Origin of the sequence: Polaromonas sp. CG_23.6 (assembly GCF_029892315.1) — a bacterium.
GTDB lineage: Bacteria > Pseudomonadota > Gammaproteobacteria > Burkholderiales > Burkholderiaceae_C > Polaromonas.
Genome location: NZ_JARXUY010000001.1, coordinates 838,070 through 862,794 on the forward strand (window position 1 = coordinate 838,070; position 24,725 = coordinate 862,794).

Sequence of the window (24,725 nt, forward strand, 5' to 3'; positions counted from 1 at the left end):
GTATGAACCGTGCGGCACCGAGCCCGTGCCTGCACGCCGGCCTGGCCCGGGTGGCGCCTCGGGGTGCAGAAGGAACATCAGCGCAGCTTACAATTTGTAGCGCTCCGCATGGCGTCAACGTCGCCACAACGTTCAGGTTCACCGGCCTGCGCACAGGCTCCCCAGCCCATGCAGCGTGATGGGCGCTGACGCCCAGGGCCACTGTGCCTTGTGAAGCCGCCGGATTTTGTCAAGCGACCGATAGAAAGTCCACCATGTACATGAACCCAGCCCGCCTTTCGACTGACGCACCGGCGACCCGTGCGCATGCGGCGCCGGGCCTGACTGCAAGCGTGTCCTGACATGCGTCTGCTGCTGGTTGAAGATGAAGCCGAGATGGCGTCGTGGCTGGTGCGTGCATTCAGGCAAAGCGGCTTCGTGCCAGACCATGCCCCGGATGCCAACACCGCCGAGTCGCTGCTGGCGGGCAATGACTATGACGTCGTGGTGCTCGACCTGCGGCTGCCTGACAAGCACGGGCTCACCCTGCTCGCAGAGATGCGCAAGGCCGGCAACCGCACACCGGTCCTGGTATTGACCGCCCAGGGCTCGCTGCAAGACCGGGTCAAAGGCCTGAACGTCGGGGCAGACGACTTTCTGACCAAGCCCTTCGCCATCGAGGAGCTGGAAGCGCGGCTCACGGCCTTGACGCGGCGCAGCCGGGGCAGTGCGCACACGCCCTTGCAGTGCGGCTCCTTGACATGCGCCCACGGCAGCCGCGCCTTTGTGCTGGCCGGCGCGTTGCTTCAGCTCACCCCGCGCGAAAGCGCCGCGCTGTCGGTGTTGCTGGTGCGCAGCGGCTCGCCGGTTGAAAAGTCGCTTCTCTCGGGCAAGGTCTTTCCCGCCAACAGCAACGCCGGCCCGGATGCCATCGAACTGGTGCTCCACCGTCTGCGCCGCAAACTGACGGGTAGCGACGTGCGCATCGTCACCGTGCGCGGCCTGGGCTACATGCTGGAAAGCCATGAAGATCCTGCGGACTGACCCCGACCTGTTCGGAATTCGTGCCCGCCTGCTGACCTTGCTGCTGCCCGGCATGGTGGGTTTGCTGGCGCTTGACAGCTGGAACGACTACCACGCACTGAGCCGTCAGGTAGAGCAGGCCTATGACCAGCCGCTGATCGAGTCGGTGAACGCCCTGCAAAGCAGCCTGTCACTGGCGCAGGACGGCACGTTCCAGTTGAATGCGCCGTTTTCGGTGGCAACCCCATCCGGCGACAGCCATCCATTGCAAAAGAAGTATCTGCACGTCAGCCTGGCACCCCGAGGCGCTGTGCCGGGTGGCGCGGCGGCCTCCCGGCCCGAAGTGAGCTTGCTGGGCGAGACAGACCTGCCTGCGCCGCCGGTTGCGGCCGCCTCTGCCGGCGCCCCCCCGGTCTGGTATGAAAGCTACTACCGGGGCGGTCCGGTCCGTGTGCTGGCACTCCAGCACCAGGTGGTTGACGGCCGGGGCCAGGTCTTTGACCTCTTGATTCAGGCGGCTGAAAGCACCGGGGCCCGGGATCAGGCACAGGCCGCCTTTTTGCAGCAGGAGCTGATACGCGATGCACGCATGGTGGGGGTGATGCTGCTGCTGGTCTGGCTGGGCGTTCGCTGGTCTTTGCAGCCACTGGAGCGCCTGCGCAAGTCGGTGCTGCAAAGCAAGGGCCAAAATCTCCAGCCGCTGGACACCCGCGAGGTTCCGCATGAAGTGGCACCGCTGGTGCAGGCCATCAACCAGCACATCGCCAGTTACCGCGGCTTGCTGGACCAGCAATCGCAGTTCCTGGCCGACGCCTCGCACCAGTTGCGCACGCCGCTGGCGATCATGCTGACCCAGGCCGGTTTTGCCTTGCGCGAAAAAGACCCGGAACAGTTGCGCGAGACCTTGCGCGCCATCGTCATCCAGATTTCGCGCAGCCGGCGCCTGTGCGAGCAACTGCTTTCGCTGGCCCACGCGAGCGACAGCAGCCCGCCCGCTGACGCGCCGGAGGTCATCGACCTCAACACCGTGGCCAAGGATGTGGTGCTGCAGTACCTGACGCTGGCGCATGAGAAAAATCTGGATCTGGGCTGGCTGGATGCCGTGGCGGCGGGACTGGCTGTGCCCATGGCGGCCGACGATGCACCGACCTGGCCCCGTTCTGCTGCAGTGCCTGTCGTTCCGGTGCTGGCCAGGGGCCCCGAACTGCACGAGGTGCTTTCCAACCTGGTGCACAACGCCATCGTGTACACACCAGCGGGCGGGTACATCACCGTGATGGTCAGCACCCACAACAGCATGGCGCTGGCTGAAGTGTGCGACAGCGGTCCGGGCATTGCCAAGGCAAGGCGCGCTGAGGTCTTTGAACGGTTCCATCCGTCCGGCCCTGGCAAAGCCGCGCACGGCGCCGGGCTGGGGCTGGCCATCGCCCGTGCCTACGCCAGGCGCAACGGCGGCGATATCGAGCTTGCCGACGCTGGAACCCGCCTCGCCGAAGGCCATGAGGGCACAGGCATGGCCCCCAGTCCGACCGGCTTGCGCGCCATCGTGCGCCTGCCGCTGGCGTCCAGCCACCCCGGCTGAACGAAGCCATCAACAGCACGCGCGCAGGGTTCGCAAGGACTGCGTGCCGACCGCCTGCCGACCGCCTGCGGCAAGGGTGTTCACTGTTAGTGATAACACGTATTTTGAGGTCGTCCGCGCAAAACGAAAGCGGACTGGAAGGCTCGCTCCCTAACATTCCCTCCAACCCGAATGCCTTGCCGACTGCGCCATTGCATGCCCTGAAGGCACGGGGAAAACCACCAGGAGACCCGGATGACCCACCCCCCCGTTGATGACCACGCCGCACCGGCGCAACCCTGGAGCCGCCTCAAATGAACATGAACAACCGTAATTTCGTCAGGGGGCTTTTCCTCATGGCGATTGCCCTGCTGTTTGGCCTGGTGGCGCTCGGCAATTACTCGATCGGCGTATTCAGCCGGTCCGGGCCGGGCATGTTTCCGTTGATGGTGAGCTTGATGCTGTTTCTGATTGGCGTGCTCTCGGTGGTGCGTTCGCACTTCGTCGAGGCCGTGCCCCTGAGCTATAACGTCAAGAACATTGCAATCATCTTGCTGAGCCTGGTCGGGTTTGCGTTGCTCTCCGAGCACCTCAACATGATCCTCGGAATTGTGTTTCTGGTGTTCTGCTCCACATTTGCCGGCACCTCGTATTCGGTGCTGCGCAACGTGAAGATCTCGCTGGGCCTGATCACGATTGCCTTTGGCTTTAAAAACCTGCTTGGCCTTAGCCTGCCTTTGTACTGATGGACATCCTGCACAACCTCGCGCTTGGTTTTGAAGTCGCGCTGACCTGGCAGAACCTTCTTTATTGCGCCATTGGCTGCACCCTGGGCACGCTCATCGGGCTGCTGCCCGGACTGGGGCCGCTGTCCACGATCAGCTTGCTGCTGCCATTGACGTACTCCATTCCCACCAGTGGCGCAATCATCATGCTGGCCGGTATCTACTACGGGGCGCAATACGGCGACAGCGTCAGCGCCATCACCATGAAGATTCCGCACGCCAGCAGCATTGTTGCTTGCATCGATGGCTATCAGATGACCCTCAAGGGGAAAACAGGCCTGGCCTTGTTCACTGCGGGCATTTCCAGCTTCATCGGTGGCACCGTCGCCATCATTGTCTTGTCGACCATGGCGCCGGCATTGGGGGAGGTGGGTTTCCTGTTTGGACCGGCTGACTACTGTGCCCTCATGCTGCTGGGGTTTTTCTGTGTCAGCGTTGTCAGCAGTGGCAGCTTGCTCAATGGCATGGCCATGGCCATGGTGGGCATTTTGCTCGGCTCGATTGGCACCGACGTCAACAGTGGCGTGGCCCGCTACACCATGAACCTGCCCTTCCTCACCGACGGGGTTGGCCTGATCAGCATCGCACTGGGCTGCTTCGGCATTGCCGAAGTGGTGAAGAATCTGGACAACAAGAACGTGCTGACGCCGTTCAACGGCGAGATCAAGCTGATGCCGACCTGGACCGAGTTCAAACGCATCATTCCCAGCGCCTTGCGCGGCAGCGTCATCGGCTCGATCTTGGGCATTTTGCCGGGCGGAGGCCCCACCATCGCCCAGTTTGCCGCCTATGCAGCCGACAAGCGGTTCAGCAAATACAAGCACGAAATCGGCACCGGCTGCATCGAGGGCGTGGCCGGACAGGCAGCGGCCGACGAAGCGGCAGCACGCACCAGCTTCATCCCGCTCATGGCCATTGGCATCCCCGAAAACGCCGTCATGGCGCTGATGATGGCGGCTTTTGTGGTCAAGGGCATCCAGCCCGGTCCCAACATGATCGCCAGCCACCCCGATTTGTTCTGGGGGCTGGTGGCCAGCATGTGGGTGGGCAACTGCTTTCTGGTGATCCTGAACGTACCCCTGGTGCGTTACTGGTTGTCGGTGTTCAAGATTCCTTACACCGTGCTGTTTCCGGCGATCATGTTTTTCTGCTGCATCGGCACTTTCAGCATCAACAACAGTCTCGATGACATCTACACCACCGCCGTTTTTGGCTTGATCGGCTACATGTTCCTGCGCCTGGACATGGAGGCTGCGCCGCTCATGCTGGGCTTCATCCTGGGGCCCATGCTGGAGGAAAATTTCCGTCGCGCCATGCTGCTGAGCCGGGGCAGTTTCAACGTGTTTGTCACCCGCCCCATCAGCGGAACCTTGCTGGCCATCATCGGCTCGCTGGTTTTGTGGCAGATCGTGTCATTTTTCCGGAAGTGGCGAAAAGCGCCGGACCACATCATCCATGAACCTGCAGTCGCAAGCGCGCTTGCGCCACTCTCCCCGTAAGTGCAGGAATGACATGACAAGCTCAACCGGTTGAAGTCGCCTTTATTACTCCTGAAATAATAGCTGACTATGCAGGTGGGTAATGCGCAAAAAGTCGATTTGATGCTGAATTAAGGTAAAAATTAGGTGTGCCAGCGCGAAGAGGTGCGGTGTGCCGTGCCGAACATCGCAGATGCAACAGGTGCAAGCCTTAAAAAGGCTATTTGTGCAATACCGTCAAGCATCAGGCGCTGCTATTTCTGTAGCAGAACAGAAGGATCGGTGCTGATCACGTCGAGTGGAAAACGCCTGCCGGCCAGGTAGTCTTCCAGGTTGGTCAGCAGCAGGGGGCTGCGGTGCATGTCGCGGCAGGCCCTGATTTCATCCGCCGTCAGCCACAGGGTGCGCACGATGCCTTCATCCAGCGCCTGACCGGCGACATGCTCGCCCAGTTCGCCGCTAAAGGTAAAACGCAGGTAGGTGATGTCCTGCGGTACGGCCTCTCCGGCCTGGGTTCGCTCGAAACGCGAAAAATAAACGCCCACCAGCGCGGTCGGCGTGAAGTGAAACGCGGTTTCTTCCAGTGTCTCGCGCGCGCAGGCATGGATCGGGCTTTCGCCGGGGTCCAGGTGGCCTGCGGGGTTGTTGAGCTTCAAGCCATCGCGGGTTTCTTCCTCGACCAGCAGGAATTTCCGAACGCCGTCGAAGTCCCGTTCAATGACTGCTGCCACCGTGACGTTGGGTTTCCATCGTTTATTCATGCGCGAGATTATCCGTGCCATTCTTGACATCACACCAAGCCGTTAAGCGCTTTTATCGAATGCCGGCAAAGCCCTGCGCAAAGCTCTGTCGCAAATGTGCCACCAGGCATTCGACGGCTTTGGGCACCTGCGCCGACCAGGGCCGCAAGGCATAAATGCGGTTTCCAAAAAAGCCCTGCACCTGCCAGTCAGGCAACACCTGGACCAGCGGCGGCTCGCGGCCTTCGGTGGCAGGCGGCAGGCTGAAATCAGGCAGCAGGCCAATGCCCATGCCGGCCAGCAGGGCGTCCCGCAGCACTTCGCTGTTGTTGGCCTTGAGCGAACCGGCGACATGCACGCCCACGCGCTCCACCGCACCCTCCGCTGGTTTGCGTTTCCCTGAAATGCCCGCCGGACGCGCAAACGTCCAGCTGCCGGCATGGCTGTCGCGCAGGTAAAGCAGGCAGTCGTGCAGTGCCAGCTCGGAAGGATGCAAGGGCAGGCCGCGCCTGGCCAGATACTGCGGACTGGCCACCAGCAGCGAACGGGTTTCGCACAGCACCCAGGCCACATGGGTTTCAGGCGGCGTGTTGGTGTGCCGGATCGCCAGGTCAAACCCTTCGTTGGCCAGGTTGATGAAACGGTCGGTCAGTTCCAGCTCGATGTGAATGTCGGGAAACTGCTGCAAAAACGCGGCGATGCACGGCGCCAGGTGCTGCCGCCCGAGCGCGACGGGCGCTGTCAGCCGGATCAGCCCGCGCGGCGTGCCGGCCAGGTCGCGGGCAGCGGTATAGCTTTCGCTGATGCGCCTAAACGCCGGCTGCATGTCGTTGACCAGTTGCTGGCCGGCTTCCGTCAGCCCGACCGAGCGCGTGGTGCGGCGCACCAGCAGCACGCCGGCCGTGCGTTCCAGCTCGCTGATGCGCATGCTGGCCGAGGCCTTGGACACGCCCAGGCGGCGCGCCGTTTCAGTAAAACTGCGGGTTGCGGCCAGCACGGTCAGCAGGTGCAGGTCGGCAACAAGCGGGGCCAACTGGTCAGAGGGCATGGGGGCGGCTCCATTGTTCAGTAAATTGAACAATGTAATCAGTAATCAGGGACTTATCAAATGGGCATGCGCGGCCTAGACTCAAGCCATTCACCTGTTCACCCGGATTTACCAAGGATTGCCCCATGACCTATTCGCCCGCTGACATTGCCTCTCCGATCACCATTGGCCATTACCTGAACGGCAGTACGGTCACGCCCGCCGCCGGCCGCAGCCAGCAAGTCTTCAACCCGGCCACCGGCGCGGTATCCAGCCATGTGGCGCTGGCAAGTTCTGCCGAGGTCGATGCCGCCGTGGCGTCGGCGCAGGCGGCTTTCCCGGCCTGGTCCGACACGCCGCCGATTCGCCGTGCCCGGGTGATGTTCAAATTCCTGGAGCTGCTGAACAAGAACAAGGACCATCTGGCCCACCTGATCACGGCCGAGCACGGCAAGGTCTTCACCGACGCGCAGGGCGAAGTCTCGCGCGGCATCGACATCGTCGAATTCGCCTGCGGCATGCCGCAGCTGCTCAAGGGCGACTTCACCGACCAGGTCAGCACCGGCATTGACAACTGGACGCTGCGCCAGCCTTTGGGTGTGGTCGCCGGCATTACGCCGTTTAATTTTCCGGTCATGGTGCCGATGTGGATGTTTCCGGTGGCTATTGCCGCCGGGAACTGCTTTGTGCTGAAACCCAGCCCGATTGACCCGAGCGCCAGCCTGTACATGGCCGAGCTGTTCAAGCAGGCCGGTTTGCCCGACGGCGTCTTCAACGTGGTGCAGGGCGACAAGGAAGCCGTCGATGCGCTGCTGGTGCATCCGGATGTCAAGGCCGTGTCGTTTGTCGGTTCAACGCCGATTGCCAACTACATCTATGAAACCGGCGCGCACCACGGCAAACGCGTGCAGGCCCTGGGCGGCGCGAAGAACCACATGGTTGTCATGCCCGACGCCGACCTGGAGCAGGCGGTCGATGCGCTGGTTGGCGCGGGCTACGGTTCGGCTGGCGAGCGCTGCATGGCGATTTCGGTGGCCGTGCTGGTAGGCGATGTGGCTGACAAACTCATTCCGATGCTCAAGGCCAGAGCCGAAACACTGGTGATCAAGAACGGCGTACACCTGGACGCGGAAATGGGGCCGATCGTCACCGGCATCGCGCACAAACGCATTACCGGCTACATCGACCTGGGCGTGGAAGAGGGCGCCGAACTGCTGGTCGATGGCCGCACCTTCACCGGCGCCCATGCTGGCGAAGGGTGCGAAAACGGCTTCTGGATGGGCGGCACGCTGTTTGACCATGTCACGCCGAACATGCGCATTTACAAGGAAGAAATCTTTGGCCCGGTGCTGGGTTGCGTGCGCGTGAAGGACCTGGCCGAAGCGGTCGATTTGATCAACGCGCATGAGTTTGGCAATGGCGTGAGTTGCTTCACCCGCGACGGCCATGTGGCGCGTGAATTCAGCCGCCGCATCCAGGTCGGCATGGTCGGCATCAATGTGCCGATTCCGGTGCCCATGGCGTGGCACGGCTTTGGCGGCTGGAAAAAGAGCCTGTTTGGCGACATGCACGCCTATGGCGAAGAGGGCGTGCGCTTTTACACCAAGCAAAAGTCCATCATGCAGCGCTGGCCGGAAAGCATTGGCAAGGGCGCCGAATTTGTGATGCCGACGGCTAAATAAACCGGGCAACAGCGCGCTGTCCGCGCTGGATTTTTCAAAAGCCCCTTCAGCTTTTTAGCGGCTGAAGGGGCTTTGTTCATGGGCGCATGCTGTGTTCGGCAAGGTCACCTGTTCAACAAACATTAGTATGTTTTGACGGAAATTTACAAAAAATCTCATGTAAGCTTTACGACAGCTGAAAATTCCGCCTGGCTCTTTGTGGAGCCTCCAAAAAAACCAAGCACTGAGGAGACCCCCATGCTGATTGGGATACCCGCTGAAATCATGGCCGGAGAGACACGCGTCGCCATCACGCCGGAAACGGCGAAAAAGCTCAAGGCCCAGGGCCACACCATCCGCGTCCAGTCGGGTGCAGGCGTGGCGGCCAGTGTTCCTGATGCCGCCTATGCAGCCGTAGGCGCCGAGATCACTGATGCAGCCGGTGCTTATGCCGCCGACATTGTGCTCAAGGTGCGCTGTCCGCTGGACAGTGAGATGGCGCAGACCCAACCGGGCAGCGTGATGGTCGGCATGCTCAACCCATTTGACGCCGCCGGCCTGCAGCGCCTGGCCACAGCGCAGTTGACATCGTTCGCCCTTGAAGCCGCGCCGCGCACCAGCCGGGCGCAAAGCATGGACGTGCTGTCATCACAAGCCAACATCGCCGGCTACAAGGCCGTGATCATGGCAACTGAAAAGTACCAGCGATTCTTTCCCATGCTCATGACCGCTGCCGGCACCGTCAAGGCCGCCCGTGTGGTGATTCTGGGTGTCGGCGTAGCTGGCCTGCAGGCCATTGCCACGGCCAAGCGGCTGGGCGCCGTGATTGAAGCCAGCGACGTGCGCCCCAGCGTCAAGGAACAGGTTGAGTCCCTGGGCGGAAAATTCATTGACGTGCCTTATGAAACCGACGAAGAGCGCGAAGCCGCTGTGGGCGTCGGCGGCTATGCCAAACCCATGCCGCCGAGCTGGCTGGCGCGCCAAAAACTGGAAGTCGCCAAACGTGTGGCGCAGGCCGACGTGGTCATCACCACGGCGCTGATTCCGGGCCGCCCCGCCCCGGTGCTGGTGACCGAGGAAATGGTCATGGCCATGAAACCCGGCAGCGTGATCGTTGATCTGGCCGCGCCGCAAGGTGGCAACTGCCCGCTGACCGAGCCCGGCCGCACCGTCGTCAAGCACGGCGTGACGCTGATTGGCGAAACCAACGTCGCTTCGCTGGTGGCGGCTGATGCCAGCGCGCTGTACGCGCGCAACCTGCTCGACTTTCTCAAGCTCATCATCACCAAGGAAGGTGCGCTCAACATTGACCTGGAAGACGACATCGTGGCCGCCTGCCTGATGACCCAGGGCGGAGAAGTCAAGCGCAAATAAGCCGGGCAGGGGGCCATCGTCCCCTGCGCCAAGTCAAGGTCGCGCTTACACGCGCTTCGCAACCCCGTTCAAGCCCAAGGAGAAGACCATGGATGCCGTGTCCCCCACCATCATCAACCTGATTATTTTTGTACTGGCCATCTACGTCGGCTACCACGTCGTCTGGACCGTCACGCCTGCGCTGCACACGCCGCTGATGGCGGTGACCAATGCAATTTCAGCCATCGTCATCGTCGGCGCGATGCTGGCTGCCGCGCTCACCGAAACCACGTTGGGCCGCACCATGGGCGTATTGGCCGTGGCGCTGGCAGCGGTCAATGTCTTTGGCGGTTTCCTGGTCACGCGCCGGATGCTGGAGATGTTCCGCAAGAAGGAAAAAAAGGCTGTCGCAGCCGTTGTTGATTCGGGAGCTTCCAAATGAGCATGAACCTTGTCACGCTGCTGTACCTGGTGGCTTCGGTTTTCTTCATCCAGGCGCTCAAGGGCCTGTCGCACCCTACCACTTCGTTGCGCGGCAACCTGTTCGGCATGGTCGGCATGGGGATTGCCATTTTGACGACGGGTGCGCTGATTGTAGAAATCTCGGGCGGCAAGGCCCAAGGCATGGTGTATGTGCTGGGCGCGCTGGTCGTGGGCGGCGCTGCCGGTACCGTGATGGCCAAGCGTGTCGAGATGACCAAGATGCCCGAGCTGGTCGCCTTCATGCACAGCATGATCGGCCTGGCCGCCGTGTTCATTGCCGTGGCGGCAGTGGCCGAGCCTCACGCCTTCAACATCGTCGCCAAGGGCCTGCCGATTCCGGCGGGCAACCGGCTTGAGTTGTTCCTCGGTGCGGCGATCGGCGCCATCACCTTCAGCGGCTCGGTGATTGCCTTCGGCAAGCTCAGCGGCAAGTACAAGTTTCGCCTGTTCCAGGGCGCACCGGTGTCCTTTCCCGGCCAGCACAAGCTCAACCTGGTGCTGGGATTGATCACTGTGGCGCTGGGCATCACGTTCATGTTGACCGGCAGCTGGACGGCTTTCTTTGCCATGCTGGCGCTGTCCTTTGTCATGGGCGTGCTGATCATCATTCCGATCGGCGGCGCCGACATGCCAGTGGTGGTGTCGATGCTCAACAGCTATTCAGGCTGGGCGGCGGCCGGCATTGGCTTTTCGCTGAACAATTCCATGCTGATCATTGCCGGCTCGCTGGTCGGTTCGTCCGGCGCGATTCTGTCGTACATCATGTGCAAGGCGATGAACCGCTCGTTCTTCAATGTGATCCTGGGCGGCTTTGGCGGCGAGGCAGCCACGGCCGCCACCGGCGCCAAAGAGCAGCGTCCGGTCAAGTCGGGCTCGGCCGACGACGCTGCCTTCATTCTGGGCAATGCCGAAACTGTCATCATCGTGCCGGGCTATGGCCTGGCGGTGGCGCGCGCGCAGCACTCGGTCAAGGAACTGGCGCAAAAACTGACCGACAAGGGCATCACCGTCAAGTATGCGATTCATCCGGTGGCCGGACGCATGCCCGGCCACATGAACGTGTTGCTGGCCGAGGCCGAGGTGCCTTATGACCAGGTGTTCGAGATGGAGGACATCAACGCCGAGTTCGGCCAGGCGGACGTTGCCATCATCCTGGGCGCCAACGACGTGGTGAACCCGGCCGCACATGTCAAGGGCAGCGCCATCTACGGCATGCCGATCCTGGAGGCCTACAAGGCCAAGACGGTCATCGTTAACAAGCGGTCCATGGCGGCGGGTTATGCCGGCCTGGACAATGAACTCTTCTACATGGACAAGACCATGATGGTGTTTGGCGACGCCAAGAAAATTATCGAGGACATGGGCAAGGCCATTGAGTAAGCCTTCCCCTGCGCCTGTGCAACGTACATGCGCCACGCGCCGTGAACTATTGCCAAAAGGCGCGATTGGTGAGCCAAGTCTTTTGAATACGTTAATTTGCTAGGGAAAACCTAATAGCCAAGGGATCGGCTTTCCCTGAAAATTGCTGTAAGTAGCGAGTAAGTAAAAAATAACAGTACTGGAGGCAAGGAAGATGAGTGCAGTGATGAAAACCGGCGAAGCGGAACGCCCGTGGCTCAAGGCTTATCCGGCAGGTGTTCCTGCCGATATCGATGCCTCGCAATATCCGTCGCTGGTGGCCCTGATGGAGGAAAGCTTCAAGACCTACAAGGACCGTGTTGCCTATAGTTTCATGGGCAAGGAAATCACTTTTGGTCAAACCAACAACCTGTCGCTTGCGTTTGGCGCCTATCTGCAGGGTTTGGGACTGGTCCGTGGCGACCGGGTAGCCATCATGATGCCCAACGTGCCGCAGTACCCGGTGGCAGTGGCGGCCATCCTGCGTGCAGGCTACGTTGTGGTCAATGTGAATCCGCTTTACACACCGCGTGAACTGGAGCACCAGCTCAAGGATTCAGGCGCCAAAGCCATTGTGATCGTCGAAAACTTCGCTGCCACGCTGGAGCAGTGCCTGGCCAACACGCCGGTCAAGCATGTCGTGCTGTGTTCCATGGGGGACCAGTTGGGCCTGCTCAAGGGAGCGCTGGTCAATTACGTGGTGCGCAATGTCAAGAAAATAGTGCCGCCGTTCAACCTGCCGGGCGCCGTGCGCTTTAACGATGCCCTGGCGCAGGGAACGCGCGCTGTTCTCAAGCGCCCGGACATCAAGCCTGACGACATTGCCGTGCTTCAGTACACCGGCGGCACGACCGGGGTGTCCAAAGGCGCTGTGCTGTTGCACCGCAACGTGATTGCCAACGTGCTGCAGTCAGAAGCCTGGAACGGCCCGGCCATGGCAAGCCTGGGTGAAGGAGAGCAGCCTATTTATGTCTGCGCGCTGCCGCTCTACCATATCTTCGCTTTCACGGTCAACATGATGCTGGGCATGCGGACCGGCGGCAAAAACATCCTGATCCCCAACCCCCGTGATCTGCCGGCAGTGCTCAAGGAGCTTGCCAAGCACAAGGTCAACAGTTTTCCGGCGGTCAATACCCTGTTCAACGGGCTGGCAAACCATCCGGACTTCAACACTGTCGACTGGTCGCACCTGAAAATCTCCTTGGGCGGCGGCATGGCGGTGACCAGCGCGGTGGCCAAGCTGTGGCTGCAAAAAACCGGCTGCCCGATTTGCGAGGGCTATGGCCTCTCGGAAACCTCGCCCTCGGCCAGTTGCAATCCGACCAACAGCAAAACCTTCACCGGCACGATCGGCGTGCCGATTCCGGGAACCTGGTTCAAGCTGCTGGACGACGACGGCCATGAAGTGGCGCCCGGCCAGCCTGGCGAGATTGCCATCAAGGGTCCGCAGGTCATGGCGGGCTACTGGCAGCGGCCTGACGAAACCGACAAGGTCATGACGCCTGATGGCTATTTCAAGTCCGGCGACATCGGCATCATTGACGAAAACGGTTTTTTCAAGATCATCGACCGCAAGAAGGACATGGTGCTGGTCAGCGGCTTCAATGTCTATCCAAACGAGATTGAGGAAATCGTTTCCACCATGGACGGTGTGCTGGAATGCGCTTGCGTCGGTGTGATTGACGAAAAATCAGGTGAAGCCGTCAAACTGGTGATCGTGAAGAAGAACCCCGAATTGACCGAAGCCGACGTGCGCGCTTTCTGCAAGATAAACCTGACCGGCTACAAGCAGCCAAAGGTTGTCGAGTTCCGCACCGAATTGCCCAAGACGCCGGTTGGCAAGATCCTGCGCCGTGAACTGCGCGACAAGCGCTGAACCCCGAATCCTTGAAACCTGTTGCCGGGTTCAAATGACCTTGTCCGAAAACATTCCCGCAGCGATTTTCCGGGAAAATCGACTGCATGCCGCTCGCCTCTGATCTTGTTACAAGCCCGATAGCCATCCTCAGCGCCTTGCCGCAGGAGCAGCGCGGCCTCATGGAGTTGCTACAGCGGCCGCGCAAAGTTATTCACGCCAGTCGCGACTTCTGGCTGGGAGACCTGCATGGCCAGCCTGTGGTGCTGGCTTTGTCAAAGATTGGCAAGGTAGCCGCTGCCACCACGACGACAGCGCTCATAGAGCGTTTTGGCGTGCTCCGCATTGTGTTCACCGGCGTTGCAGGCGGACTTGGCCATGGCGTCAAAGTGGGCGACGTGGTGGTGGCAACGGATTTTGTGCAGCATGACCTGGACGCCTCCCCGCTGTTTCCCCGTTACCAAGTGCCGCTCTATGGCAAAACCAGGTTTCATTGTGATGCGGTCTTGAGCGCGCTGCTGTTCGAAGCGAGTTGTCATGCGTTGGCGCACGAAAGCCGGATGGCGCACGGATTTGCCGGTGCTTGCGTTCACCAAGGCTTGATTGCCAGCGGCGACCGTTTTGTGTCAGGGGCTGACGAATCCAGGCGCTTGCGCGATCTGATGGCCAGAGCGGGTCATGATGTGCTGGCCGTGGAGATGGAAGGGGCCGCAGTGGCGCAAGTCTGCATGGACTACGGCGTGCCGTTTGCCGTGATGCGCACCATTTCAGACCGGGCGGACGACAGCGCGCATATCGATTTTCCATCTTTCGTCGATGCCGTTGCCAGCCGGTATGCCCGGGTCGTCATTGAACGATTTTTGAGTAAGCTATAAAAAACATAGCTGACCGCAGCCGTGCGTATTGCGCAAAGGGCTAATTTGATACTGAATTTCAATAAAAAGGCTCACTGCAGCCAGCCCCGCTTCCTGAAATACCACATCGGCACCACGGCGCTGGCAATCATCAAAGCCAGCGCGTACGGATACCCCATCGCCCAGTCCAGTTCTGGCATCATCTTGAAGTTCATGCCGTAGACGCTGGCAATCAGCGTGGGCGGCAGCAGCGCGACGCTGGCCACAGAGAAGATCTTGATGATCTTGTTCTGGTTGATGTTGATGAAGCCGACGGTGGCATCCATCAGGAAGTTGATCTTGTCGAACAAAAACGCGGTGTGTGAGTCGAGCGAGTCGATGTCGCGCAGAATCTGGCGCGCTTCCTCGAACTGCTCGGCATTGAGCATCTTGCTGCGCATCATGAAGCTGACGGCGCGCCGCGTGTCCATCACATTGCGCCGGATGCGACCGCTCAGGTCTTCATGCCGGGCGATCGCGCCCAGCACTTCGCCGGCCATCACGTCGGTGACATCGCCTGACAGTACTTTGGTGCTGACTTTTTCAAGATCGATGTAAATGCCTTCCAGCGTGTCCGCCGAATATTCGGCGTCGGCATCGAACAGTTTGAGCAGCACTTCCTTGGCGTCTTCAATCAAGCCGGGTGCGCGGCGTGCACGCATCCGCAACAGCCTGAACACCGGCACATCCTCATCATGAATCGAAAACAGGACGCCCTTGCTCTTCAGGTCGTCATTCACCAGGTTCAGGATAAAAGCGACGCGTACCGTGCGCGGTTCGTCCTCATCGGCAATCAAGAAGTCCGAACGGATGTGCAACTCACCGTTGTCTTCCTCGTAAAAACGCGCGGATTCCTCGATGTCCTCGTCCATTGCATCTTCGGGAATGGACAGGCCGTAATACTGCTTGATCCAGCGTTTTTCTTCAAGTGTGGGGGACTCCAGGTCCACCCAGATGGGCTGGAATCTGGAGAGCTCTTCCAGGGATTCGATTTCTTCCTGGAAAAGCCGGCCATTGGCGAGCGTAAAAATATTGAGCATGACAGACGACTTTTAGATGGGCATAGGCCTGTGCAGGGCGTCATTCAGCCTGGGCACAGGTGCAGGTTGTAGGGATGAAGGCCTTGCTTTCAACCCGCTTCCCGGCCTTATCTGGCGTCAGTCTGCGGTGTTGAAAGCGGCCAACTGGGACTGCTTTCCAAGGTGGTCTCCGTAGTCAATAAGCCGCGATTATGGCATCGCCAATGTCACTTATCTACCGTGCAAATGACAACTTCACTGTCTGTAAGGCTCGCAGAAATTCTTTGGCAGGGTGCGCTGGAGTCAAAGGAAATGACTGATAACAGACAATAAAACCGATTGCTAATTTTGCAGGGGACCAGATTTCAACAGGGAGTCAAACCATCGTGCTAACTTTAATTTACAAATTAAATATTTTTGTAACCAGCAAATTGGCGAGAGGATTTTCTGTTGGCATTTCTGTTGGCAGTGCGTTAGCAACAATCTAGGTTCTGTTAGCCAATTTTCAGGGTATTTGCAACGTAACATGGTCAAAGCGCTACCCTTGTTCGGCGGCCTTCGTGGCTTGCAATTGATAACCCCAGAAGGCATAGTGAAGTCAAGAGAGTGTTCCGTCCGCCGCCTTGCCTGACACGTTCGATGGCGTTTTTCAACCAGTTCCAACTTTTGGAATAGGAGTCTCTGTATGAACTTGACGATCAGTGGTCACCATCTTGAAGTCACCCCAGCGCTTCGCGGCTATGTGACGAGCAAGCTTGATCGCATCACCCGGCATTTCGACCAAGTGGTCGATGTCAGGGTCTTACTGGCAGTGGACAACATGACAGAAAAGGAAAAACGCCAGAGGGCGGAATGCAATGTGCATGTCAAGGGTCGAGACCTTTTTGCCGAAAGCTCGCATGCTGATTTGTACGCTGCTGTTGATGAACTGGCGGACAAGCTCGACCGCCAAGTCGGCCGCTACAAGGCCAAGACGCAAGACCATGGGCATGCCTGCGCAAAGCGTGCAGAAGTCTGAATCAGTCGTTCATCGAGTGCGCCGACAGGCTTGCCCTGTGCGTTTGAAGCGCATTCTGCGGTGAGCCTTTCAATTAAATAGCGTGAACAAATTGGCGCCGAGTTGCCAAGGTGTTGAATGCATAGGTCGTTTGTCATGGCAAACGGCTTTTTTTGTCTCTTTTTCAATCAATCCACTGTAAAGTGCATAGTCCGCCGATTAAAAGAGCGTCATGAACCGTCTTTCGCAAATTTTGCCTCCTCCCCAAGTGCTGGTTCGCGTCGAAGCGACCAGCAAAAAGCGCGCGTTTGAAGAAGCCGGGCTGCTCTTCGAGAACCTTCACGGCCTGAACCGTGCGCTCATCACCGACAGTCTTTTTGCCCGTGAACGGCTGGGTTCTACCGGCCTGGGCCACGGCGTGGCGATTCCGCATGGCCGCATCAAGGGCCTTAAAACCCCTATGGCCGCAATCTTCCAGCTTCAGACGCCCATCGGGTTTGATGCGCCGGATGAACTGGCAGTCAATCTGCTGGTTTTTTTGCTGGTTCCCGAAGCCGCAACGCAAAAGCACCTCGAAATACTGTCTGAAATTGCTGAACTTCTGAGCGACAGCCATCTCCGCGAGCAGCTCAAGACCAGTGCCAGTGCAGAGAACCTGCACCAGTTGATTGCGACTTGGCAGTCTGCGCACGAAGTCAGTCCATGAGCATTCGGCTTTCGCCGCCCGGGTTGGCATGAAGCCCACCGTCGTCAGCGCCGATGTCTTGTTTGAAGACCATCGTGTCTCCCTGAAATGGGAATGGGTCGCTGGTTTGGGGGCTTCTGAACGGCGTTTTGACGAAGTGGCAGTCAGCCAGGCGCGCTCCGGTGCCGATCTGGTCGGCTACCTCAATTACATCCATCCTTATCGCGTGCAGATCCTGGGCGAGCGCGAAGTGGCCTACCTGACGCATCCGAGCCTTGAGGACGGTGCTCGGCGGATCTCGCGCATCATCACGCTGGAGCCGCCGGTACTGGTGGTGGCCGACGGCCAGACCGCACCTGACACACTGCTGTCGATGTGCGAACGTGCCCAGCTACCGATGTTTGCAACGCCCGAGTCGGCCGCTTTCGTGATCGATGTGCTGCGGGCTTATCTGTCCCGGCATTTTGCCGAGCGTACCTCGATGCACGGCGTGTTCATGGACATCCTGGGCATGGGTGTGATGATCACCGGGGAGTCAGGGCTGGGCAAAAGCGAGCTGGGGCTGGAGCTGATTTCGCGTGGCCATGGCCTGGTGGCCGATGACGCCATTGACCTGTTCCGCATCAACCAGACCGCCATTGAAGGGCGTTGCCCTGACCTGCTGCAAAACCTGCTCGAAGTGCGCGGCATCGGCTTGCTTGACATCAAGGCCATTTTTGGCGAAACAGCCGTGCGCCGCAAGATGCGCCTGAAAATGATCGTTCACCTGGTGCGCCGCGAAACGCTGGAGCGCGACTATGAACGCATTCCCTATGAGCCGTTGACGCAAGATGTACTGGGTGTTCCGGTACGCAAGGTCATCATCCAGGTCGAGGCTGGCCGCAACATTGCCGTGCTGGTTGAAGCTGCCGTGCGCAATGCCATCCTGCAGTTGCGCGGCATCAATACCTACCAGGAATTTGTCGAACGGCATCGCCGGGCGATGGAACAAGACGATTAGGCTCCCGCACTCCGGCTGCGCGTGGTTCGCTGCCTCCGTTGAGGGGGCAGTCCCTCCTGTCGCCCTTCAAAACTGGTGCTGGCCATGCCGAACGGAAAAGGAGACAGGTTTACTGGTTTATTTGTTCTCCTTGAAGCTGGGAAATACGTCGGGCTGACGATCAGGAATGATGATGATGGTGGCGTCCGGGCACTGGTCGCCGGTTGGGGCAATCGGTCTTGGTGCAATTGGCATAAATCGACAGCGAATGGTCGGCAATCGCAAAACCCTTGAGTTCAGCCACTGCGTGCTGCCGCTTTTCAATCTCGGCGTCGTAAAACTCTTCGACCTTGCCGCAGTCGAGGCAGACCAAATGGTCATGGTGCTGGCCTTCATTGATCTCGTACACCGCCTTGCCCGATTCGAAATTGCTGCGGTTAAGCAAGCCTGCCTGCTCGAACTGCATCAGCACCCGGTACACCGTGGCCAGCCCGATGTCGGAGCGCTCTTCAAGCAATACGCGAAAAACATCCTCGGCCGTCATGTGGCGCTGCTTGCCACCCTGAAAGATTTCCAGTATTTTCAGTCGCGGCAGCGTTGCCTTCAGGCCGGTGTTTTTCAGTTCGTCAATGTTGCTCATGGGAGTCTCTCTTGAATCTTTTCGGGAAAAGGGCGGCGTCCCGGACGGCCTGAAAACAGGCCTGAAAGCACCCAGCCGCTACAATGTTTGATCATATCGCTACACCTTCCACTATGTCCGCCCTGCCTGCAAATCATCATTACAGCATTCAAAAAATCCTTATGGTCGTGGTTTGCGGAGTGCTGGCGTCTTGCAGCAGCGGCACCATGAGCAGCAGTTCGGTCAACCCAGTCAACTGGATCACGCCCTACAAGGTTGACGTCATCCAGGGAAACTTTGTTTCTCGCGAGCAGGTGGGGCAACTGCAGGCGGGCATGACACGTGATCAGGTCAAGGCTGTGCTGGGTACCCCCCTGATGACCAGCCTGTTCCATGCAGACCGTTGGGATTACGTGTTCACGCTCAAGCGCCAGGGGGTCGAGCCCCAGGCCTTCAAGTACACCGTCTTCTTCAAGGGCGACCAGCTTGAACGCTTTTCTGGCGACAACATGCCCAGCGAAGCAGAGTTCATTTCCACGCTGAGCAACAAGCGGGTGCTGGGCAAAGTGCCTGTGCTGCAAGCCACCGACGAACAACTCAAGTCGGCGGAAAAGCCATCGGTTTCCAGCGCCAGTCCAGGCGCCCAAGCCGATGCAGGCAATGTGCCGGCCGGGCCATCGACCACGGTTTACCCGCCGCTGGAAAGCCCGAAGCAATGAGCGCGGGTTCACTGGAGCAGGACCGCCCGTACAAAATCGCCATTGCCGGCGCCAGTGGCCGTATGGGCCACATGCTGATCGAGGCGGTGAATGCCAGCACTGACTGCCTGCTCACAGGCGCGCTGGATGTGGCGTCAAGTCCCGCCATCGGCCAGGACGCGTGTGCCTTTGCCGGCCGTTCCAGCGGCATCCTGATTCATTCGGACCTGCGCGAAGGCCTGAAGGATTCACGGTTACTGATTGATTTCACGCGGCCTGAAGGCACGCTTGCCCACCTGGCCGTTTGCCGTGAACTGGGCATCAAGCTGGTCATTGGCACCACCGGCTTTTCGGACGCACAGAAGGCAGAAATCCGGGATGCCGCCCAAGACATCGCGATCGTCATGGCGCCGAACATGAGCGTCGGCGTCAACGTCACCTTGAAGCTGCTGGAGATGGCGGCCAAGGCGCTGTCTACCGGCTACGACATTGAAATCATCGAGGCGCACCACCGCCATAAGGTCGATGCGCCTTCGGGCACGGCGCTCAAGATGGGCGAGGTGATTGCGGGTGCGCTGGGCCGCGACCTGAAGGACTGCGCCGTTTATGCGCGCGAAGGCGTCACCGGCGAGCGCGATCCATCGAGCATCGGCTTTGCCACCATACGCGGCGGTGACATTGTGGGCGACCACAACGTGCTGTTTCTGGGTGATGGCGAGCGCATCGAAATCAGCCACAAGTCCTCAAGCCGCGCCACCTATGCCCAGGGCAGCCTGCGCGCCGCGCGCTTTCTGGGCACGCAGGCGACAGGCCTGTTTGACATGTTCGATGTGCTCAACCTGAAGTGACGCCGGCATGAGTCTGCTGGCCCTTATCGCGCAAGGAGGCTTAATCAGCCAGGCGGTCGCGGCGCTGCTGCTGGCCATGTCGGTCGCCAGCTGGGTGGTCATTTTTTGGAAGGGCTGGTTGCTGCGCCGTGCTGCAGGCGACGTGGCGCGCAGCACAGCGGCTTTCTGGCAGTCAACCTCGATTGACGCTGCGAGCGCCAAGGTGGCTGTGTTTGACCGCGAATCCCTGGTGTTGCCGCTGATTGCTGCGACCCAAGCCAGGGCGCATGGAACCTTGGCCACGGCCGGCGACAAGTCGGCGCAACTCACCCGCGTGCTGCGCGATGCATTGCATGCGGTGTTGCACAAGCTGCAATTTGGCCAGGTTCTGCTGGCCACGGTGGGTTCCACGGCGCCCTTTGTCGGGCTGCTGGGAACGGTCTGGGGGATTTACCATGCGCTGACCGGGATGGCCATGGCCGGCCAGGTCACCATCGACAAGGTCTCCGGTCCGGTGGGCGAGGCCCTCATCATGACGGCTGCCGGCCTGGCGGTGGCGATCCCGGCGGTGCTGGCCTACAACGTGTTCGGCCGGAGCATAGGCCGCATCGAGGCTGACCTGGAAGGGTTCGCCTTTGATTTGCGCGGGCTGCTGGTCCCCACGTTTGCCGCTGCGCATGCGGGACTGACTCCCGCGCTGGCCACTCCTGCTGCGGCCTTGGCAAGCCAGCTCCATGGCCGAAACCTGGACCGTCAGACACAGCAAGCTGATCGTCCGGAAACACCACATGACGCGCAAGGCACGCCGGACAAGACGCCATGACCTTTGGCCGACTTGAACGAACGCCTGCTTCGCCGCCGATGAGCGACATCAACGTCACGCCGCTGGTGGACGTGATGCTGGTGCTGGTGGTCATCTTCATCATCACCGCGCCCTTGCTGGCCAGCGCCATCCGCCTCGACCTGCCAAAAACCGACGCGGCGAAAGCGCTGGACACCCCCCGGTTTGTCACACTGGTCGTCGACAAAAGCGGCCAGGCTTTCCTGAACGACCAGCCGCAGCCGCTTGATGAGCTGGCACGCCAGCTGGCGCATACCGCCCGCCAGCATCCTGACACCGAGGTGCAACTGCGCGCCGACGAAGCTGTGCCCTACGGCAAGGTGGTCGAAATCATGGGGGTGGCGCAAAAAGCCGGGTTAAGTCGCATCGGCTTTGTTGCGGAACCGGCGTCACCGGCCAGCCCAACTGCGCCTTCCGGCGGCTAGCCGGTGGCGTGCAGCCTCTAAAATCATCCATTCGCAGCCCAGGCTGCCCGCCCCGGGCCAGGGGTTTCTTTTTTCGGTAGCCAGACTTTTTCATGCAAGACAAATACAACCACATCGACGTCGAGCGCAGTGCGCAAACCCACTGGAATGCCGCCGATGCCTACCGCGTGACCGAGGACGCGAGCCGCCAGAAATACTATGCCTGCTCGATGCTGCCTTACCCGAGCGGCAAGCTGCACATGGGCCATGTGCGCAACTACACCATCAACGACATGCTGACGCGCTACCTGCGCATGAAAGGCTATAACGTCCTGATGCCGATGGGCTGGGACGCCTTTGGCCTGCCAGCCGAAAATGCCGCGCTGAAAAACGGCGTGCCCCCGGCTAAGTGGACCTACGACAACATCGCCTACATGAAAAAGCAGATGCAGGCGATGGGGCTGGCCGTTGACTGGAGCCGCGAAATCGCCACCTGCGACCCCAGCTATTACAAGTGGAACCAGTGGCTGTTTCTGAAAATGCTGGAAAAAGGCATCGCCTACCGCAAGACCCAGGTGGTGAACTGGGACCCGGTAGACCAGACCGTGCTGGCCAACGAGCAGGTCATCGACGGCAAGGGCTGGCGCACCGGCGCGACCGTCGAAAAGCGCGAGATTCCGGGTTATTACCTGAAGATCACTGACTACGCCGAAGAACTGCTCGACAGCGTGCAGCACAAGCTGCCGGGCTGGCCCGAGCGCGTCAAGCTGATGCAGGAAAACTGGATCGGCAAGAGCGAAGGCGTGCGTTTTGCTTTCCCGCACGACATCAAAAATGCAGCCGGCGACCTGATTGGCGATGGCCGCATGTATGTGTTCACTACCCGCGCCGACACCATCATGGGCGTGACCTTTTGCGCCGTGGCGCCCGAGCACCCGCTGGCAGTGCATGCCGCCCTGGAAAATCCGGCATTGGCTGCGTTCATCGCCGAATGCAAGTCTGGCGGTACGACCGAGGCCGAACTGGCGACGCAGGAGAAAAAGGGCATGGCTACCAGCCTGTTGGTCACGCATCCGCTGACCGGCGAGCAGGTCGAGGTCTGGGTTGGCAACTATGTGCTGATGAGCTATGGCGACGGCGCGGTGATGGGCGTGCCCGCGCATGACGAACGCGATTTTGAATTTGCCAAAAAATACGATTTGCCCATCAAGCAGGTGACCGATGTTCAAGGCAAGGCTTACAGCCTTGAGGCCTGGGCCGACTGGTATGGCGACAAGCAGCAGGGCGTTGCCATCAACTCCGGCAACTACGACGGCCTGGGCTTCAAGGCAGCCGTCGATGCCGTGGCCGCCGACCTGGCCGCCAAAGGCCTGGGCGAGAAAAAAACCACCTGGCGGCTGCGCGACTGGGGCGTGAGCCGCCAGCGCTACTGGGGCACGCCGATTCCCATCATCCATTGCGACGAGCACGGTGCCGTGCCGGTGCCCGAAAAAGACCTGCCGGTGGTATTGCCGATGGACTGCATCCCCGACGGCTCGGGCAATCCGCTGCACAAGCATGAAGGCTTTCATGCCGGCGTCGTCTGCCCGGTCTGCGGCAAACCCGCCCGCCGCGAAACCGACACGATGGACACCTTTGTCGACAGTTCATGGTATTTCATGCGCTATTGCGACCCCCAGAACAGTGAAGCCATGGTGGCCGAAGGCGCTGAGTACTGGATGCCGATGGACCAGTACATCGGCGGCATCGAGCATGCGATTCTTCATCTGCTGTATGCGCGTTTCTGGACCAAGGTGATGCGCGACATGGGACTCGTCAAGGTCGATGAGCCCTTCACCAAACTGCTCACGCAGGGCATGGTGCTCAACCACATTTACTCGCGCCGCTCGGACAAGGGCGGCAAGGAGTACTTCTGGCCGCACGATGTCGAGCATGTGCTTGACGACACCGGCAAGATCACTGGTGCGCGCCTCAAGCACGCTGCGGAAAGCGGCGGAATCATGCTGCCCGCCGGAACGCTGATCGACTACGAAGGCGTGGGCACCATGTCCAAGTCCAAGAGCAATGGCGTTGATCCGCAGGACATCATTGAAAAATACGGCGCCGACACCGCACGCCTTTACACCATGTTCACCGCACCGCCCGAAGCCACGCTGGAGTGGAACGACGCGGGTGTTGAGGGTTCGTATCGCTTCCTGCGCCGTGTCTGGAATTTCGGTGTCAAGTTGAATGCTATGAATTCAGGAGCTGCTGACGCTAATGCAGTATGCGCAAAAGCCCTATTTGATAAAGAATCCAAGGGGCTGAGGCTGGAAGTACACACCTTGCTCAAGCAGGTGGACTATGACTACCAGCGCATGCAGTACAACACCGTGGTGTCGGGCACCATGAAACTGCTCAATGCGCTCGAAGACTTTAAAAGCACGCCTTCTGCAAGCGCCGTGGCGGCTACACGCGAAGGCTTTGGCATTCTGCTGCGTTGTCTTTATCCGGCTGCGCCTCACCTGACGCACAGTTTGTGGAACGAACTGGGCTACGCCGGAGAAGCCGGCGAGCTGCTGGACGCGCCGTGGCCCGAAGTGGACACCAGCGCCCTGCAACAGGACGAGATCGAGCTGATGCTGCAGGTGAATGGCAAGCTGCGCGGCTCGGTCACGGTGCCCGCTGGTGCCAGCAAGGCCGAGATTGAGGCAGCAGCGCTGGCTTCGGAAGCCTTTACCCGGCAAGCGGCAGGCGCGCCCGCCAAGAAAGTCATCGTTGTGCCGGGCCGCCTGGTCAACATCGTCGTTTAAGACGCAGCATTTTCGTCAATATTTACCAAGGCCTATCCATGCAGCGACGCGCTTTTCTGGTTTTTGCAGCTTCTGCTGCGTCGCTGACGCTGGTCAGCCTGAACGGCTGCGGTTTTGCCTTGCGCAAGGCGCCCAATTTTGCGTTTTCCACGCTCTACAGTGGCTTGGCTGAGTCGTCGCCTTTGGGTGTGCAACTCAGGCGCTCCCTTGAGGGCACCGGCAAAGTCAGCGTGATCACCGACGCGCGCCGTATCAACGAGGCGCAAGTGGTGCTTGAAGTTCTGCAAGACCGGCGCGAAAAAGTGGTGCTCAGTCTGAACTCGTCGGGCCAGGTGCGCGAGTTCCAGTTGCGGCTGCTGTTTTCATTCCGCTTGCGCACCCTGGCGGGCCGGGAGCTGATCCCGGCAAGTGAAATTGCCCTGCAACGCGACATCAGCTTCAACGAGTCGGCGGTGCTGGCGAAGGACGCCGAGGAAGCGCTGCTTTACCGTGACATGCAAAGCGATGTCGTTCAGCAGGTCATGCGACGGCTGGCAGCAGTGACCAGCCTGGAGTAAGCCAGCGAAGGGCTGCTGGCCATGCCATGGCGGGGCCTGGTCAGGCCCGTCGCTTTGGCTGAATGTGGTTT

The 24,725-nt window shown here is 60.0% G+C and carries 22 protein-coding genes and 1 pseudogene; 19 read left to right on the forward strand and 4 right to left on the reverse strand.

The window, feature by feature from the left end:
- Positions 1 to 342: 342 nt before the first annotated feature.
- The 4 genes from H4V98_RS03970 (at position 343) to H4V98_RS03985 (ending at position 4,847) form a co-directional block, all read left to right on the forward strand.
- On the forward strand, positions 343 to 1,023 hold the full coding sequence (locus tag H4V98_RS03970; RefSeq protein WP_196864744.1) for a response regulator: 681 nt from the start codon (positions 343 to 345) through the stop codon (positions 1,021 to 1,023).
- Positions 1,004 to 2,584, forward strand: a complete 1,581-nt coding sequence (locus H4V98_RS03975) for a sensor histidine kinase (protein ID WP_196864745.1) — start codon at positions 1,004 to 1,006, stop codon at positions 2,582 to 2,584. The genes H4V98_RS03970 and H4V98_RS03975 overlap by 20 nt, the downstream gene beginning before the upstream one ends.
- A gap of 299 nt (positions 2,585 to 2,883) precedes the next feature.
- Positions 2,884 to 3,309: a tripartite tricarboxylate transporter TctB family protein gene (locus H4V98_RS03980; protein ID WP_196864762.1), complete on the forward strand. Its 426-nt coding sequence runs from the start codon at positions 2,884 to 2,886 to the stop codon at positions 3,307 to 3,309.
- A complete protein-coding gene (locus H4V98_RS03985) occupies positions 3,309 to 4,847 on the forward strand; it encodes a tripartite tricarboxylate transporter permease (RefSeq protein ID WP_196864746.1) in 1,539 nt (512 codons plus the stop codon). Before H4V98_RS03980 ends, H4V98_RS03985 begins: the two co-directional genes overlap by 1 nt.
- A 233-nt stretch (positions 4,848 to 5,080) precedes the next feature.
- Here the strand turns inward: H4V98_RS03985 and H4V98_RS03990 are convergent, their stop codons facing one another.
- Positions 5,081 to 5,587, reverse strand: coding sequence for an NUDIX hydrolase (locus H4V98_RS03990; RefSeq protein WP_196864747.1), 507 nt, complete (start codon positions 5,585 to 5,587; stop codon positions 5,081 to 5,083).
- Between the two features lie 52 nt (positions 5,588 to 5,639).
- Positions 5,640 to 6,614: a LysR family transcriptional regulator gene (locus H4V98_RS03995; protein WP_196864748.1), complete on the reverse strand. Its 975-nt coding sequence runs from the start codon at positions 6,612 to 6,614 to the stop codon at positions 5,640 to 5,642.
- A gap of 125 nt (positions 6,615 to 6,739) precedes the next feature.
- Between H4V98_RS03995 and H4V98_RS04000 the strand changes: the two genes are divergently transcribed.
- The 6 genes from H4V98_RS04000 to H4V98_RS04025 all read left to right on the forward strand — a co-directional run bounded on the left by H4V98_RS04000 (position 6,740) and on the right by H4V98_RS04025 (position 14,218).
- Positions 6,740 to 8,275, forward strand: a complete 1,536-nt coding sequence (locus H4V98_RS04000; RefSeq protein WP_196864749.1) for a CoA-acylating methylmalonate-semialdehyde dehydrogenase — start codon at positions 6,740 to 6,742, stop codon at positions 8,273 to 8,275.
- Positions 8,276 to 8,512: 237 nt separating this feature from the next.
- Positions 8,513 to 9,628 carry a Re/Si-specific NAD(P)(+) transhydrogenase subunit alpha gene (locus H4V98_RS04005; protein WP_196864750.1) on the forward strand — a complete coding sequence of 372 codons (1,116 nt, stop codon included), beginning with the start codon at positions 8,513 to 8,515 and terminating at the stop codon, positions 9,626 to 9,628.
- An 88-nt stretch (positions 9,629 to 9,716) separates the two neighbouring features.
- Positions 9,717 to 10,049, forward strand: coding sequence for an NAD(P) transhydrogenase subunit alpha (locus H4V98_RS04010; RefSeq protein WP_196864751.1), 333 nt, complete (start codon positions 9,717 to 9,719; stop codon positions 10,047 to 10,049).
- On the forward strand, positions 10,046 to 11,470 hold the full coding sequence (locus H4V98_RS04015) for an NAD(P)(+) transhydrogenase (Re/Si-specific) subunit beta (RefSeq protein WP_196864752.1): 1,425 nt from the start codon (positions 10,046 to 10,048) through the stop codon (positions 11,468 to 11,470). Before H4V98_RS04010 ends, H4V98_RS04015 begins: the two co-directional genes overlap by 4 nt.
- A 205-nt stretch (positions 11,471 to 11,675) precedes the next feature.
- Positions 11,676 to 13,364 (forward strand): long-chain-fatty-acid--CoA ligase, encoded by a 1,689-nt coding sequence (locus H4V98_RS04020; protein ID WP_280757291.1) that lies wholly within the window; start codon positions 11,676 to 11,678, stop codon positions 13,362 to 13,364.
- A gap of 86 nt (positions 13,365 to 13,450) precedes the next feature.
- Positions 13,451 to 14,218: a 5'-methylthioadenosine/adenosylhomocysteine nucleosidase gene (locus H4V98_RS04025; RefSeq protein ID WP_196864754.1), complete on the forward strand. Its 768-nt coding sequence runs from the start codon at positions 13,451 to 13,453 to the stop codon at positions 14,216 to 14,218.
- A gap of 71 nt (positions 14,219 to 14,289) precedes the next feature.
- Here the strand turns inward: H4V98_RS04025 and corA are convergent, their stop codons facing one another.
- Positions 14,290 to 15,276 carry a magnesium/cobalt transporter CorA gene (gene corA, locus H4V98_RS04030; protein WP_196864755.1) on the reverse strand — a complete coding sequence of 329 codons (987 nt, stop codon included), beginning with the start codon at positions 15,274 to 15,276 and terminating at the stop codon, positions 14,290 to 14,292.
- Between the two features lie 664 nt (positions 15,277 to 15,940).
- On the opposite strand from corA, the gene raiA reads away from it, so the two are divergent.
- The 3 genes from raiA (at position 15,941) to hprK (ending at position 17,937) form a co-directional block, all read left to right on the forward strand.
- Complete coding sequence (gene raiA, locus H4V98_RS04035) at positions 15,941 to 16,273, forward strand: ribosome-associated translation inhibitor RaiA (protein WP_196864338.1); 333 nt, start codon at positions 15,941 to 15,943, stop codon at positions 16,271 to 16,273.
- 211 nt (positions 16,274 to 16,484) lie between these two features.
- Positions 16,485 to 16,958, forward strand: a complete 474-nt coding sequence (ptsN, locus tag H4V98_RS04040) for a PTS IIA-like nitrogen regulatory protein PtsN (protein WP_196864337.1) — start codon at positions 16,485 to 16,487, stop codon at positions 16,956 to 16,958.
- A gap of 28 nt (positions 16,959 to 16,986) precedes the next feature.
- Positions 16,987 to 17,937, forward strand: a complete 951-nt coding sequence (hprK, locus tag H4V98_RS04045) for an HPr(Ser) kinase/phosphatase (RefSeq protein ID WP_196864336.1) — start codon at positions 16,987 to 16,989, stop codon at positions 17,935 to 17,937.
- Between the two features lie 160 nt (positions 17,938 to 18,097).
- On the opposite strand, the gene fur is transcribed toward hprK, so the two are convergent.
- On the reverse strand, positions 18,098 to 18,556 hold the full coding sequence (gene fur, locus H4V98_RS04050) for a ferric iron uptake transcriptional regulator (RefSeq protein WP_196864335.1): 459 nt from the start codon (positions 18,554 to 18,556) through the stop codon (positions 18,098 to 18,100).
- Positions 18,557 to 18,762: 206 nt separating this feature from the next.
- Between fur and H4V98_RS04055 the strand changes: the two genes are divergently transcribed.
- From H4V98_RS04055 to lptE, 6 genes and pseudogenes are all read left to right on the forward strand, one after another.
- A complete protein-coding gene (locus H4V98_RS04055) occupies positions 18,763 to 19,254 on the forward strand; it encodes an outer membrane protein assembly factor BamE (protein WP_231374821.1) in 492 nt (163 codons plus the stop codon).
- The gene (dapB, locus tag H4V98_RS04060; protein WP_196864333.1) at positions 19,251 to 20,081 is read left to right on the forward strand and encodes a 4-hydroxy-tetrahydrodipicolinate reductase; all 831 of its coding nucleotides are present in this window, start codon (positions 19,251 to 19,253) and stop codon (positions 20,079 to 20,081) included. Before H4V98_RS04055 ends, dapB begins: the two co-directional genes overlap by 4 nt.
- A 7-nt stretch (positions 20,082 to 20,088) precedes the next feature.
- A pseudogene (locus tag H4V98_RS04065) lies at positions 20,089 to 20,715 on the forward strand (MotA/TolQ/ExbB proton channel family protein); the annotation flags it as partial.
- A 164-nt stretch (positions 20,716 to 20,879) separates the two neighbouring features.
- Positions 20,880 to 21,326 carry a biopolymer transporter ExbD gene (locus tag H4V98_RS04070; RefSeq protein ID WP_196864331.1) on the forward strand — a complete coding sequence of 149 codons (447 nt, stop codon included), beginning with the start codon at positions 20,880 to 20,882 and terminating at the stop codon, positions 21,324 to 21,326.
- A 92-nt stretch (positions 21,327 to 21,418) separates the two neighbouring features.
- Positions 21,419 to 24,097: a leucine--tRNA ligase gene (leuS, locus tag H4V98_RS04075; protein WP_196864330.1), complete on the forward strand. Its 2,679-nt coding sequence runs from the start codon at positions 21,419 to 21,421 to the stop codon at positions 24,095 to 24,097.
- Between the two features lie 38 nt (positions 24,098 to 24,135).
- Complete coding sequence (lptE, locus tag H4V98_RS04080; protein WP_196864329.1) at positions 24,136 to 24,654, forward strand: LPS assembly lipoprotein LptE; 519 nt, start codon at positions 24,136 to 24,138, stop codon at positions 24,652 to 24,654.
- The last annotated feature ends 71 nt before the right edge of the window (positions 24,655 to 24,725 follow it).

What these genes read in the sequence shown, in the direction of transcription:
- H4V98_RS03970 (WP_196864744.1), top strand. Translation starts at nt 343, where the DNA reads ATGCGTCTGCTGCTGGTTGAAGATGAAGCCGAGATGGCGTCGTGGCTG.
- H4V98_RS03975 (WP_196864745.1), top strand. Translation starts at nt 1,004, where the DNA reads ATGAAGATCCTGCGGACTGACCCCGACCTGTTCGGAATTCGTGCCCGC.
- H4V98_RS03980 (WP_196864762.1), top strand. Translation starts at nt 2,884, where the DNA reads ATGAACAACCGTAATTTCGTCAGGGGGCTTTTCCTCATGGCGATTGCC.
- H4V98_RS03985 (WP_196864746.1), top strand. Translation starts at nt 3,309, where the DNA reads ATGGACATCCTGCACAACCTCGCGCTTGGTTTTGAAGTCGCGCTGACC.
- H4V98_RS03990 (WP_196864747.1), bottom strand. Translation starts at nt 5,587, where the DNA reads ATGAATAAACGATGGAAACCCAACGTCACGGTGGCAGCAGTCATTGAA.
- H4V98_RS03995 (WP_196864748.1), bottom strand. Translation starts at nt 6,614, where the DNA reads ATGCCCTCTGACCAGTTGGCCCCGCTTGTTGCCGACCTGCACCTGCTG.
- H4V98_RS04000 (WP_196864749.1), top strand. Translation starts at nt 6,740, where the DNA reads ATGACCTATTCGCCCGCTGACATTGCCTCTCCGATCACCATTGGCCAT.
- H4V98_RS04005 (WP_196864750.1), top strand. Translation starts at nt 8,513, where the DNA reads ATGCTGATTGGGATACCCGCTGAAATCATGGCCGGAGAGACACGCGTC.
- H4V98_RS04010 (WP_196864751.1), top strand. Translation starts at nt 9,717, where the DNA reads ATGGATGCCGTGTCCCCCACCATCATCAACCTGATTATTTTTGTACTG.
- H4V98_RS04015 (WP_196864752.1), top strand. Translation starts at nt 10,046, where the DNA reads ATGAGCATGAACCTTGTCACGCTGCTGTACCTGGTGGCTTCGGTTTTC.
- H4V98_RS04020 (WP_280757291.1), top strand. Translation starts at nt 11,676, where the DNA reads ATGAAAACCGGCGAAGCGGAACGCCCGTGGCTCAAGGCTTATCCGGCA.
- H4V98_RS04025 (WP_196864754.1), top strand. Translation starts at nt 13,451, where the DNA reads ATGCCGCTCGCCTCTGATCTTGTTACAAGCCCGATAGCCATCCTCAGC.
- corA (WP_196864755.1), bottom strand. Translation starts at nt 15,276, where the DNA reads ATGCTCAATATTTTTACGCTCGCCAATGGCCGGCTTTTCCAGGAAGAA.
- raiA (WP_196864338.1), top strand. Translation starts at nt 15,941, where the DNA reads ATGAACTTGACGATCAGTGGTCACCATCTTGAAGTCACCCCAGCGCTT.
- ptsN (WP_196864337.1), top strand. Translation starts at nt 16,485, where the DNA reads ATGAACCGTCTTTCGCAAATTTTGCCTCCTCCCCAAGTGCTGGTTCGC.
- hprK (WP_196864336.1), top strand. Translation starts at nt 16,987, where the DNA reads ATGAAGCCCACCGTCGTCAGCGCCGATGTCTTGTTTGAAGACCATCGT.
- fur (WP_196864335.1), bottom strand. Translation starts at nt 18,556, where the DNA reads ATGAGCAACATTGACGAACTGAAAAACACCGGCCTGAAGGCAACGCTG.
- H4V98_RS04055 (WP_231374821.1), top strand. Translation starts at nt 18,763, where the DNA reads ATGAGCAGCAGTTCGGTCAACCCAGTCAACTGGATCACGCCCTACAAG.
- dapB (WP_196864333.1), top strand. Translation starts at nt 19,251, where the DNA reads ATGAGCGCGGGTTCACTGGAGCAGGACCGCCCGTACAAAATCGCCATT.
- H4V98_RS04070 (WP_196864331.1), top strand. Translation starts at nt 20,880, where the DNA reads ATGACCTTTGGCCGACTTGAACGAACGCCTGCTTCGCCGCCGATGAGC.
- leuS (WP_196864330.1), top strand. Translation starts at nt 21,419, where the DNA reads ATGCAAGACAAATACAACCACATCGACGTCGAGCGCAGTGCGCAAACC.
- lptE (WP_196864329.1), top strand. Translation starts at nt 24,136, where the DNA reads ATGCAGCGACGCGCTTTTCTGGTTTTTGCAGCTTCTGCTGCGTCGCTG.